At 36.9% G+C, this 12,663-nt stretch carries 14 protein-coding genes; 9 read left to right on the top strand and 5 right to left on the bottom strand.

The window, feature by feature from the left end; genetic code table 11:
- Nucleotides 1–272: 272 nt before the first annotated feature.
- The 3 genes from H2672_RS16175 (at nt 273) to H2672_RS16165 (ending at nt 1,482) form a co-directional block, all read left to right on the top strand.
- Entirely contained in the window at nt 273–509 is a 237-nt protein-coding gene (locus H2672_RS16175; protein ID WP_186673073.1) for a helix-turn-helix domain-containing protein, read from the top strand.
- Between the two features lie 121 nt (nt 510–630).
- A complete protein-coding gene (locus H2672_RS16170) occupies nt 631–1,002 on the top strand; it encodes an IS3 family transposase (RefSeq protein ID WP_186673072.1) in 372 nt (123 codons plus the stop codon).
- A gap of 3 nt (nt 1,003–1,005) precedes the next feature.
- Nucleotides 1,006–1,482, top strand: a complete 477-nt coding sequence (locus H2672_RS16165) for a DDE-type integrase/transposase/recombinase (RefSeq protein ID WP_186673071.1) — start codon at nt 1,006–1,008, stop codon at nt 1,480–1,482.
- Between the two features lie 379 nt (nt 1,483–1,861).
- Here H2672_RS16165 and H2672_RS16160 read toward each other — a convergent pair whose 3' ends face one another.
- From H2672_RS16160 to H2672_RS16150, 3 genes are all read right to left on the bottom strand, one after another.
- Entirely contained in the window at nt 1,862–3,040 is a 1,179-nt protein-coding gene (locus tag H2672_RS16160; RefSeq protein ID WP_186673070.1) for a hypothetical protein, read from the bottom strand.
- 363 nt (nt 3,041–3,403) lie between these two features.
- Nucleotides 3,404–4,636, bottom strand: coding sequence for a hypothetical protein (locus tag H2672_RS16155; protein ID WP_186673069.1), 1,233 nt, complete (start codon nt 4,634–4,636; stop codon nt 3,404–3,406).
- A 49-nt stretch (nt 4,637–4,685) separates the two neighbouring features.
- Nucleotides 4,686–5,318 (bottom strand): FIVAR domain-containing protein, encoded by a 633-nt coding sequence (locus tag H2672_RS16150; RefSeq protein WP_186673068.1) that lies wholly within the window; start codon nt 5,316–5,318, stop codon nt 4,686–4,688.
- Nucleotides 5,319–5,646: 328 nt separating this feature from the next.
- Here H2672_RS16150 and H2672_RS16145 point away from each other — a divergent pair, with 328 nt between their 5' ends.
- The 6 genes from H2672_RS16145 to H2672_RS16120 all read left to right on the top strand — a co-directional run bounded on the left by H2672_RS16145 (nt 5,647) and on the right by H2672_RS16120 (nt 9,276).
- On the top strand, nt 5,647–6,423 hold the full coding sequence (locus H2672_RS16145; RefSeq protein ID WP_186673066.1) for a conserved phage C-terminal domain-containing protein: 777 nt from the start codon (nt 5,647–5,649) through the stop codon (nt 6,421–6,423).
- Between the two features lie 33 nt (nt 6,424–6,456).
- Nucleotides 6,457–6,861, top strand: coding sequence for a DnaB-like helicase N-terminal domain-containing protein (locus H2672_RS16140; protein WP_186673064.1), 405 nt, complete (start codon nt 6,457–6,459; stop codon nt 6,859–6,861).
- A gap of 48 nt (nt 6,862–6,909) precedes the next feature.
- Nucleotides 6,910–7,104, top strand: coding sequence for a magnesium chelatase subunit ChlI family protein (locus H2672_RS16135; RefSeq protein WP_222439430.1), 195 nt, complete (start codon nt 6,910–6,912; stop codon nt 7,102–7,104).
- 211 nt (nt 7,105–7,315) lie between these two features.
- Entirely contained in the window at nt 7,316–7,894 is a 579-nt protein-coding gene (locus H2672_RS16130; RefSeq protein ID WP_186673062.1) for a transposase, read from the top strand.
- A gap of 63 nt (nt 7,895–7,957) precedes the next feature.
- The gene (locus H2672_RS16125; RefSeq protein WP_186673060.1) at nt 7,958–8,287 is read left to right on the top strand and encodes a hypothetical protein; all 330 of its coding nucleotides are present in this window, start codon (nt 7,958–7,960) and stop codon (nt 8,285–8,287) included.
- 341 nt (nt 8,288–8,628) lie between these two features.
- Nucleotides 8,629–9,276 carry a hypothetical protein gene (locus H2672_RS16120; protein ID WP_186673058.1) on the top strand — a complete coding sequence of 216 codons (648 nt, stop codon included), beginning with the start codon at nt 8,629–8,631 and terminating at the stop codon, nt 9,274–9,276.
- 527 nt (nt 9,277–9,803) lie between these two features.
- Here H2672_RS16120 and H2672_RS16115 read toward each other — a convergent pair.
- Together H2672_RS16115 and H2672_RS16110 are read right to left on the bottom strand one after the other, a co-directional pair.
- Nucleotides 9,804–10,676, bottom strand: a complete 873-nt coding sequence (locus H2672_RS16115) for a hypothetical protein (protein WP_186673056.1) — start codon at nt 10,674–10,676, stop codon at nt 9,804–9,806.
- A 323-nt stretch (nt 10,677–10,999) separates the two neighbouring features.
- Nucleotides 11,000–12,550 carry a hypothetical protein gene (locus H2672_RS16110; protein WP_186673054.1) on the bottom strand — a complete coding sequence of 517 codons (1,551 nt, stop codon included), beginning with the start codon at nt 12,548–12,550 and terminating at the stop codon, nt 11,000–11,002.
- Nucleotides 12,551–12,663: the final 113 nt, after the last annotated feature.

Here is a 12,663-nt window from a genome sequence, read left to right as displayed (position 1 = left end):
GAACAAGAGTAGATAGCAAAATTTTAAGGTACCCTTCAACTGTTCTTTTGTGTGCACTGTGCCTGACAAAAAGGAAAAAGTTCATACAGCCGAATAAACATGCAAAAAAACCAGACATTCGCCAATTTATCTGATTTTAATTCTATCTTTATACAATTGCAGGTACTTTCAGAATAGTGCCGCGCACAGTGCTCGACCCCCTTATAATGGACATAAAGCGGGTATACTATTGTACCAGTATTATTTATAATTCATCAAAAGGGGATGATACCATGGTTTACAGACCACGTAGGAAGATGAATATTTATACATCACCTGAAAATAAAGTAAAAGCAGTAGAGCGTATCTTGGATGAACATATGCCCACAAAACAAATGGCAGAAGAAATGAATGTGAGTCTAACAAGTATTCAACAATGGGTTAAACAATATAAAGATTTCGGACCCGCTTCATTTCTAAACTTAGATACACAAAAAAACCTATGTCGTTGGTGGATGTGGAAGAATTAGCACGTTTAAAAGTTATTGAAAAAGCTTATGAAGAACAACAGATTCAGGTGAAAATCTTAAAAAAGTTCCAAACCTTTCTCAAACAGAAGTAAAACCTGTGTACTTTGAAGCCATCACAAGTTTGAGAAAGGAATATACTGTACGACAATTGGCTAAAGCATTTAATGTATCACCTAGTGGTTATTACGATTATTTAAAACGTCCCCAAAAAGTTCCTTCTGAACGCGATTGGCGGGATAAAGAAATGATTCAATGTCTTTATGATGAAGTAGGAGGAACATATGGTTCGAAACGAATCGCTGGTACTTTAAAAGAACAAGATGGCTATGTGATTAACCATAAACGTGTCGCTCACTTAATGCGTGAGATGAGTCTATCATCAAAAGTGAGAAAGAAAAAATCGTCTGCAGAGAAGAAGCATATCGCCGCGGGCTATATTTACCCGAACTTGTTAAATCGTGATTTTAATGCATTTTTCCCAAATCACAAATGAGTAATGGATGTAACAGAAATCACATTTGGAGATACAAAAATCTACGTTTCAGCTTTAATGGATCTATTTAATCGAGAGCCTATTGGCTTTCAAGTTGGGTTCCATTCTAATACAGCGATGATGGAGGCTACGATTCATCAGGCGATGGAAGCGCGTCAAATCACAGACTTAAGCCAGGTAATCATTCATACAGATCAAGGGAATGTGTATCCTTCTTATCGGTATCAACAGCTATCGAGGGAATTAGGGTTTATTCCGAGTATGTCGCGTAAAGCAAATTGTCATAATAACGCTATGATTGAATGCTTTTTCTCTCACTTAAAAGTCGAGTTTCCATTTCTTTTTCCTATGCTTTCTGTTGAGCAGCTGATGAAGGATTTACCAAAGTATGCATCGTTTTACGCAAAAAAACGTAGCCAGAAAAGACTTGGTTATTTATCACCATCATCTTTTCTAGCTGCGTATTGTAAGGGTGCTTAGTGGCACAATTTAAGCCTATGTTTCATGTCCACTTTTAGGGGGCTTGATCACAGGCACCTGACACTATTAGAGGGCGTCCTTCAGCCCTCGCAGTAAAACGACTTATGGCCCGAGGAGTTGGCGCCTGGAGCTAGACAATAAGTAAAGCGGTTGTCATATAGGTAGCCAATTTCCCGACTTATAGGACGACCCCCTTACAAAAAACGCTGGTTTTACCTTTCACGAAAGCGTCAAATAGCAACCTTCTAGTAACCAACGTAATTGTTTGTGTGCCTGTGCAACAAAAAACAACAAACAATTCAATCAGAGGACTCTTTTCATTCACTATTCAAATTGCCTGATTAGTTCCCAAATCGTGCGGTGCACAGGTATCGATTTTTTACTTCAAGAATCTTTTTAAAAATTTATCTCGATCTTCCATGTCTCGTGTATAAACATATTTTCTAGAGAACTTTTCATCAAATTCGTCCCAATCATTAACATCTCCAACATCAGTCTTGACTAATGTTGCGATATCATATCCTAAAAAGTCTATCAACTCTTTTCTACTTACTTTCATTAAAATTTCTTCCGATTTCAACTCAACGCTCTCTAATTCTGGATAATCAGCTAGAAAGGTTCCCGCCAATAAGACTAGACTTAAGTTTAAACCAACTGATTTTCTGAAAGTTGGAGAAAACTTAATAAAAATCTTGTTCTTTTTTACTTCTATTTTTTCCATGTAAGGCACATATTCAGAATATCTATCACTATTCATTACGAGTTCTCTCAGCGGATAGAGATATTTTAGATTTATTCTATATTCATTTATTGCAGCAATTTCTTTCCCCTCTACAGTAATTGGACCTTTTTGTTGCTTAATGAATAAATTTAAAAATCGTTTATTATCATCGTATGGCGCATCAGATATCGGTTCTAAGTATGTGTTTGCGAATAAATAAAACTCCGCACCCAATTCGTCTTCCTCTTCTTCCTCGATTCCCCTCTTAAGTAACGAAACATCGAAACCTAAAACATAGCCTAAATCTTCTCTATTTACATCTACCGAGTGATAAATACCTTTATCGTTAGGTGGGGCATTAATAATGACGCGGTTAACATTTGGATGATTCGCTAATACAAACATTGAACGACCAATTAAATAAGCGTTTAAGTCTTTATAGTCATTGTTCGGTACATACTTTTCATACAACTCAGGAAACGTATATTTATTAAATTTAATACTGTCGGGGTTTACTTTCTTCATTTCTTTGTATGAATTATGAAAATCAACAACAATCGTACTTCCAACTAGTTTCATATTATTTACATACTTACCAAATTTATGATGTTGTAAATAGAAATCAAATAATGATGAAAGCATAATATCATTTTCATTCATTTCCTCTTCCGTGTCGCCAATAACGTCTTCTTCTTTCAATGTCGAATCTTCATCAATTTCTTCTACAGGAATCTCTGCTTTTTCAGCCTCTACTTTTTCTTCTTTATCATTTGAACAAGCCGTTGTTAGTCCTAATATTGAAACCGCCGTTAACAATACAATTAATTTCTTTTTCATTTTAATCTCTCCCATTACTATATACCTTTCAATATCACTAGCTTGATATTTGATCAGCTGTTGTTCATTTTTTTGATTGCTTCTTAATAATTATTTCAGTTTTGATGAAGACTTGACCTGCTTCGAATATGCAGTATTTATTCTCTTACATGAATTTAGTCATTTAATTCAGGCTAATTTAGAAGTCAGGGGAAGAGATAATTACGAATCTGTTGAAAGAATTGAAAACGTAAAATAAAAAACAAAGAGTATTGAAGGATATCTGCTGAAAAATGCGTCGATTCGTTCACTAATAATAATTATAAAAAGATATCAAATACAAAATGAATGAGAAAGCATTAGTAAATGCTTTCTCATTTGTGTTCAATCTACACTGATTTTTATTTGTCTAATTTTGTTATCTTGTTTAACGTAGTACAAGATTTTGTTCTTCGCATCATAAGTCGCGGAATTGACGGAATAATCGAGTACTGTTTGAGTGCGTGTTTTAAAGTCGTAGTAGTTCAATGTTTGGTCGAAGCCCATATCTGTGAAGATGAGGATATCTTTATTAATCCAAAAAGCTTCTTTCAAATCTACAATGTCTTCTATTAAGAACTCATTAATATAGACTTTTTCTCCGTAAGGGAAATCCTTATGACCAGTGAATCCAGATAAAATAACTGGTTCTAGTTGGAAAGGGTTTACGATGAATTGTCTGATATGTTTGTTTTGCTTTACAGGCAAGGTGAACAATTTTTGTTTGTTTTTTCCTCTGCCTTCAAATGACGAAAATGTTTGGTCTTCTTCATCGTAAGTAAGTACTGTTTTTCTGTGTATAGCCGAGCCGTATGTACTCATTACAGCAAAGAAATCATCCTCTATGTCATCTCGTGATGTGTTGAATGGCGTGTAATAGTAACTGTGGTTTTCGTCGTCCTGTGAAGAGAAATAGAATGTGTGGTTAAGTACACCGAAATCTATTAAAGAATGCACGGTGTTCAAGACTTCTTCCTTCCCATTTTTAGGGATAGGAAATTCATATTGATAAGTAGTGAACTTATCATGTCCTTTTTCTTCAAACAGTACGTATCTGCCATCATCACTAGCTTTAGCATTTGATACGTTATCCGCAAGTTGCTTAATTTGTTGGTTAGCAGGAGTATAGTAAAGTAATTTATTATTAACTAGTGCTGCAACATATCCATCTTTAGCTAAAATGAGTCTTGCGAAATCGTAAGGAACCGTAGAGCCTTTTAGAATTTCTGGTTTGGTTAATTTGTATTCTAATTTTGTTTTTGTATTTTCCGTTTCATCAAAAATAGTTGGAACAGCCCCAAAATGAGCGCTATTTTCTTCTGACTCTTCATCGGTAGGGTCAGTGTAATCTACAGTATCGTCTTCTTTTCCATACAATAATGTGCTAGATTCCTCTTCATCCGATGGGGAAGTTGACCCGTCTTGCTCTCCTGAATTGTTGCTATTTTGCTTGTTCGATTCAGCGGGATTCGTTGAATTTTCATCATTACTTTTGTTATTAATGACAAAAAATGTTGCAATTAATAAGATAATAACTAGAATCGCAGTCACCAGGTACCAAAAATTTTTTCTTTGCATGTGTATTCCTCCATTGTTTTATCTAAAATCCTTATTCATGATACCATGTTTATGAAATAATACAGTTTTTTTTATTAAAAGGGTGAATAAAAAAAGATGCCTGCGCACCACGCAATTCGGCATTTTCTGTGAACTTAAGATCAGCGAATGCAGCATTTAAATCAGCTAGAGCATCTTTGACTCGTTTCTGTGTTGCCTTATCATTATTCATTACACCATTTGCTACTTCTAGCTTCGCTTGAAGAACATTCCAACTCTCCTTATATCCAGTTGCATGAATTTTGGTTAGTTCTGCAATTTTTTGCCGCAGTTCTTTCTTATTCACAGTTGCCACTTTTACTGCCGCCTCTTCAAATTTTACTTTTGCGGCCGCTAAAGCTGACGATGCTGTTGAAATATCTGATGCAGTCGCTCTTGTATTATTTAGTACTATTTGCGCTTCTGCAACTGCAAATTTATAATCATCAATTGCACTTTGAGGATATTCACCCGACTTGTCTCCCGCTACGGCCGCCGCAATCGCTTGGAGAGCTACTGTTACTGATACTGATACTGTCAAGGTAATTTTATTTACTATTGGCCTTTCTACTGACGGCCGATCTTCATCATCAACAAATGGAGTTTTATTTCCAGTTTCAAAATCGGTACCTGTGCAACAAAAAACAACGAACAATTCAACCAATTGTATAAAAACGCAAAAAGGATTAGGTATTGTAGTAAATACCTAATCCCCGCCTTATAAATATGTAATTGTAGTGAATTACCTGAATCAAGCCTTACACAGGTACCTGAAATTAGATAATCAGGCGCCTATCTAATCTCCCGTTCATGTATATGCAATTGTAGTGCGTTATCCGAATACAATCTTGCACAGGTACCTGAAATTTTAATTTCATCAAGTTGTCCCCTTTTTCGAATGGTTTGTCTATATATAGTGTGAAGGCACCGTTCGTCTAGGCCAAAGACGTCGTGCTGTCGTTAAAAAAACACTCGCTCGAGGAGGATTCCTGATGAATTTAGTAATAGAAGAGTCGCCGCTTCAAGTACTTCCGTCGCTTGCGATGCAGGTTGGATTGAACGAGGCTATGGTACTTCAACAGCTACATTTTAGATCGCTCATCTCGAACAAAATTCGGGATGGGCATAAGTGGGTTTACAAAACATATGAAGAGTGGAAAAACGAAGAGTTCCCATTTTGGTCTGTCGATACGATTAAAAGAGCGATTCGTAGACTGGAAGATAGCGGCTATATCATTTCGACCTCTTCGTATAATCGGATGAAAATGGACAAGACAAAATGGTACCGCATTGATTATACAATTCTGCACTGTCAGGGGGGGCAAGATGCTCCATCGACGACCGCAAAATCTTTCCAAGAGGAAGTGCAAATTGCCCCCTCTACAGAGGGCAAAATGCCCCTAGCAATAACCAAAGAAATTAAAAGAATTAAGAAAGACCTTGTCGAGAACGATCTCGACGTTGTGTCTGTCATTGATTATTTGAATGACAAAGCGATCAAGCAATTTAAAGCGTCTTCGAAGGCGACTGCACGATTGGTGAAAGGGCGTTTCAGTGATGGGTACACAGTGGCGGATTGCAAAAAGGTCATTGACACGAAAGCGAGAGACTGGCTGGGTGATCCACATTGGCAGAAGTATTTACGCCCTTCCACGTTATTCAATGTGACGAATTTTGAAAACTATTTGGAAGAATCGAGGGCTGGTGACTTGCCAGAAAGCATTCCGCCAAAGCCATTCGAATTAGACTTTAGCAAAGGGGAGGCGTGAAGGATGGACCGTCATGAGTAGATTGAAAAAAGTGTGTTAGGAACGATGCTCTCGGAGAATTATTTAATCGTTGATAGTGATGTTAAAAAAGATTTTTTCATCAGTCTAATTCATAAAAATATATTTGGGTGCATGCAGTCGTTACTGGCAAAAAAACGTCCCGTCGACTTTGTGGCGCTACTGACGATGATGGAGCCCGTGGAACTGGGCGGCGCAAATTACTTGGCTGAACTGGCGCATTTTGCGAGCCCGACGAAGTTTGACCGCTATGTTGACATGATGCGCGAGGCGTGGAAAAACCGTGAAAAAAACAAGATCCTTATACAGGCAAAAGAGGGGGATTGGGAAATTGGGTCGATTAATTGTTTGTGTGCCTGTGCAACAAAAAACAACCAACAATTCACACAGTTGCATAAAAAGTCAATAGAGATTAGATAATCAGCTACCTATCGAATCTCCTGTTCATAAATATGTAATCGTAGTGAATTGTCCGAATACAACCTTGCACAGGTACCTGAAACCCAAATCGAACGAACATGCTTTGAGCAAAAGTGGAGTAACCGAACACAGGCGAAACTGATCCGAATCGCTCGAACAATCTCCGACTTGGAAGGCCAAGAAGAAATTACAGACTCTGCGCTCCAAGAAGCAATTGGCTGGAAGCGTCCCCCTTCTTTGTGACAAGGCTTCAGGCGCCAACTCCTCGAAGAGGCTCACAGGATGTGAGTTACATAGCGGGGAGGGATTGAACTGCGCATTCCTCCTTATTGCCGCAGGACGCGGCGTACTTAGGCTGTGATCCTTGAAGGCGGTTCGGCTATCTCTGTCGGAGCTGGGCGGCGCATTCCGCTTTACTTTGCTACAGCACTCTACGAGGACGGGAGGTTATAAAATGCCAAGACGAAAACGAAACTGGCAACCGAATGCTTATTTCCACGTAGTCATGCGCGGAAACAACAGACAAAAGATCTTTCAGACGAAAGAAGATGTCATGCAACTGATGCGTTCGTTTGAATTCGCTGCTGAAAAAGACCATTTCACGATGCTCGCATTTTGTATCATGACAAACCATTACCATTTGCTTATACGTTCTAAATACGTAGATCTTGCAAAGGTCATGGCACGCATCAACCGAAGATACAGCGACTATTATGCCAAACGTTATTCACACGTCGGTCGGATCTACGAGAAAAGATACTTTGCAAAACAAGCCGACGGTCCGCAGGCAATACTCGCCATTAGTAGCTACATCCATCGCAATCCAATCGACACCCTAGTTCCAATAGTGGGAAAACTGGAGGATTATCCATACAGTTCTTATCCCTATTATTCGAATGAGAAACTAATTCCACCTAGTTATTTAAGAACCGACCTCGTGGCCCATTTCCTTCCCCACCCGTTCGATAAGACGAATCAGGCTTATTGTCCGTACTGTCTTACGTATAAGCAGATTGTGGAGGATGACACATAGTCACAGGCACCCGAACAAGGAATTTAAAATGTGATATACTAGAAACTAATGGGAGTGATCCGGATGGATAAACAGATACTTGAAATGCTTGAACTGATGAACGATAAAATGGACAAAGGGTTTACAGACCTGAATAACCGCATGGGTACAATCGAAGCAAAGGTTGATTCACTGGATGCTAAGGTTGATAAAGGATTGGCAGAAATGACTGTATGGCATGGGGAACGGTCTAATGAGTCCGTTAAACTGCTTACCTCAATAGACAATCGTTTCGATAAGCTAGAAAATGAAATTGAACAGCTTAATGTCGTCACATCAAAAAGTGTAAGATACTTGAAACACAAAATTATGGAACTTGACCAAGAAGTTTTCTTACTTCATCCAGAACAGTAAAGAATCCGTAAAGGGTTCTTTTTTTATTGTTTGTGTGCCTGTGCAACCAAAAACAACCAACAATTCAACCAATTGTATAAGAATACAAAACTTATCGTTTTCTCACTAAATATCTAATAAATATGTAATTGTAGTGAATAACCAGAGTAGTTTCGTGCACAGGTGCCTGAAATTTATTGTAGTGAATTGTCGAAATAGTATCTTGCACAGGTACCTGAAATTACTTCATTTTTGCAAAATACATCCACATTAATTTATTACATTCTAAAACAATTTATAGATGAATAAAATCAAGTTAGGGTACATGTGGTAAGTAAACCCAAGTATTGGAGGGCGTGTAGATGCCAGACTTTTATTTAGTTTCTTATACTCCACTTTGTCTTAATGCAACAGGTCGAAAGGCTATAGCTAAATACAAGCTACCACCGTTTTTAGATTCCTCAGTCAGGAGAGAACCCAGCTTTGAACAAAAATTCCCTGGCATTTCTTCTCTTTGTAGAGCCGGACAATTCGCTCCTAAACTTAAAGTCGATGATATTGTTATATATATTACTAAAAAAGGGAAATATGGTAGTGGTGGTATAGGGCATTGGAAATTAACAGCAGTATTGTGGGTTAAGGATATTAAGGAAAATCATCTTGAGGCCGCTAAATGGTATAAAAGTTCAAAATTTAGTATTCCATCGAACTGTGTTGTTCCCGAGAGACCTCCTAACCCAAGAGGATATTCGGGTTTTACCCAAAAACATGAAGTGCAGGCCATAGTAGATTATCAAAGGAAGTCTAGAAAGTTCCCTAAATATTTAATATGCGATGTTATCTTTAAGGATCTGATAAATCCACCGCCACTTTACGAATCAGATTTCATGCGTATTTTGGGACGAATTCCTGTAACCCAACAAGCAAACAAGAAAGGTTTATCTTGGGAAACTTTAGACGAAATACTTCAGTTGGCGGTAAAACGCCAATATAATAGTTGGAAAGAATAAAAACCTCATTTAAATACAATACGGTGAACCGTATCATAAGTAAGTAAGGTCTTTTCCTGAAAAAAGGGTCAGTCCAGATTGATCTTTGAGGACCCGTTCCTTTTTTTGTTTTAAAAATCGGTACCTGTAACAAATTAAATCGACCACTGTGCAAGAAACAACAACGAACAATTCAACCAATTGTATAAAAAAACAATAGAGATTAGATAATCAGGTACCTATCCAATCTCCTGTTCATAAATATGTAATTGAAGTGGAATGAAAGAATAGTTCCTCGCACAGGTACCTGACACTAACTTGATACAGAGCCTCCATGGGCATGAGTCCCAAGCTAGGATAACCAGCAATACGCGCTGGCTTGCCCCGCCAAGGCTATCATGACCGCCTGCGCAGGCACCTGAAATTAACGCTTACATTTAAGTTGTCTGACTAGTGTCTGAATTGTGCGGTGCACAGGCATCGGTTTTTTATGTTTTTTTCATTTGCCAACTAACTATTTAACATTATAGGTACCTAATATTATGAAATTATTTACTTTTTGCATGGCTCATCAAACTACTTTTATGTCGCTCTAAATATTCGAGTTCCTCTTTTGTTAAGTCCTTAGAATTTAAGAATTTTTCAATGTACTCATTTAAGACATCACTTTTAATCCTAGAAATTATAGAACTCGTTTCTCTCATGTCATCAATAATATCATTTTCAAGGTCAAAAGAATTAGTTACTAAGCGGAGCCTTACTTTATGGAACATCTTTGTAAAATTCATATAGATATCTTCACCATATGTAATAAGACTGTTCTGTGCAACTTCTATTTTATCCAAAGCTCCTCTGTAATTCTGGCTTTGTACCAAACTGATATACTCCTCAATTTCTACTTCTATCCTATTAGCAATATCGATTCTGCTAATCAAGTATTTTTGATTTTCCTTTATCGCTTTAATTTTCTTTTCTTCTTCTTTTTCTTCTTCTTTTTCTTTATCCCTTTTTGTTTCAACTTCATAAATATCTCTTGCAACTGCTACAGCCTTCTCTGCAGAATAGTATATAAGGTAACTAAAAATACCCGTAATTACAACTCCAATAGTAGGAACTACAATTTGTGATAGTTGATAAATCTCTGCATTTACCTCTGAGCCCTTATTTATTTGTTGATAGTTATAAAAAATCCATTCCTTTCCTAAAATTTGAAAAAATAATAAGGTTATTGATAACAACAAAAGTCCTAAACTAATAATTTTAAATATTACAAACAACTTTCCCGTTTTGAAACCGCCTTGCTTCTTTTTGTTAGCAAAAAGTAATAGCAGATTAGGGAATAAGAATAAAATCATAAAAAGAACAGTTGCAAATATTAATAGTATAATGAACCCTCCACCATATAGTTCATAATCCGGCATATTTTCTACTCCCTATTTTATATTACCTGTAGTCTCTGATGAATTTTTCTAAGGTGCTTTTTAGCTAATTGTTTGTGTACCTGTGCAACAAAAAACAATGAACAATTCACCCAATTGCATAAAAAACAAAATAGGTTAAATAGTCAGCTATCTATTTAAACCTCTTTGCATAAATATGAAATTGTAGTGAATTGTCGGAATACAACCTTGCACAGGTACCTGAAATTATTCAGACACGGTTTTGAATGTTTTTGAATTGTGAGGTGCGCAGGCAGGATTCACTAGTTGTGATAAAGACACGAAATATAACCGACGCATCCTACTTAATAAGAGGGTGGTATATCGGAATCATATTTGAGTCTCCTATCCTCATCAGACTTGTCATAAAAATCTCTTCCCGCTTCGTTGTCGTATTGTTCAACGATATGTCTCGGTTGATCATTCCTACGAGCCCATTCAGCTTGACTTTCACTATATTCCCTCTGAATTTTCTTCATTTGGTTATCCCAACTATATGGATTATCCTCATCATTATCATTATCCCCATAATTTTCTTTGCGATCATAATAAGTATCTTCGAAAGTATCTTCGGAAGTATCTTCAGAAGAACATCGATCACGACTATTGTAACTGTACTCCCACGCTCGATAACTCGCCTCTTCTTCTATCTCTTCAATTGTTTTTTTAGAGAAGCCCCTCTCACGAAGCGTTTGTTTGATCTGTCCTATCGACCTTTTTTTCTCTATATTCAATTGATTCAGCTCGTCGATTTCACCATTTACACGGGACATAATACTATTAGTGACTATATTTCCAACAAACATCGGAATAAGAAATAGGCAGGCAAGCCCTACAATGAACAAAACAAGGAAGGACTCCGCAAACGAAGACTCATCTGTTTTAATAACTTTGATATACACTGAAACACAAATTAATGCATAAAGTAAATAACCAATGAGGGTCAATAGAAACTTTTTAATTTTCCCTTCGATCCGTTCCATTTTATAGCCACTTACGATTAAGTTCCTCGGTTTGTTTTTGCTAGTAGTTCTTAGTGGATTAATCACTTCAAATAATTCGTCATTTCCCATACTAGAGAAATTGGCTATACCTTGATTTAATTCCGCTAGTTCGTTTTGAACTTTCTTCTTTTCTTTAGCATTCGTACCTGCAATCCAAAAATTGAAAGCCATAATTCTTTCAATAACGCCTCTCCCTTTAGCTCCTCTAAATATGAAGGCAATCATCAAAGTAGCAATCCAAGTAGCAGGGAGGATCAAATCAAAAAATGTAAACAGTGAAAGTCTCCCTAATTCGCTACTAAATTGAGAAGTAAAATAAGCTAGTGCATATGTTGCAAGTGAATTCGTTACGAGTACTCTGAATCTATTATCCTCTTTGCCTGCTACGATGATATAGGACCAAGCTGCAGCAACCGGAAATGCAAATAATATGTAATAAAACGAAAAATTAAGGAATACAAATAATACAACAGAAAAGCCCATTGCTGTAGCTATACATCCAGTCGACAGCACATTTCTAACATCTTTATTGTTAATCAATCTCGGCAACAAGATTATGCATATCAAAACAATACTAATAACTACTTCATCTCGATATAACAACCAAGCGGGTGCATTGAACACCCCCGTTTCAAAGAGTGTATAGAGAAGTATGTATGTCAATTGAAGCGCCGTCGCAGCCTTCAATATGAGTTTTGAAGTATAAGAATCTTCGAATTTAAATTGCATAAAACCAACGACTAGGACAGTTCCTAAAAATAGATAGAGTATGGAATCTAAAGGTGAATAGGAATAAATAAAATGACTGATTGTGAAACTAGTGAATAGTGATAGTAATAGATTACGAAGCATATTTCTCCTCTTTTCAGTTATGAATCCTAAAGATGCATCTTTTTATTAATTTTTCAGTGCTCATTAATTACATGTTTGATTTGCTGTAAGTACTTATATTTCATTCGTTTTCT

Origin of the sequence: Sporosarcina sp. BP05 (assembly GCF_014282005.1) — a bacterium.
Taxonomy (GTDB): domain Bacteria; phylum Bacillota; class Bacilli; order Bacillales_A; family Planococcaceae; genus Sporosarcina.
This window is presented reverse-complemented; position numbering and strand designations above follow the sequence as displayed.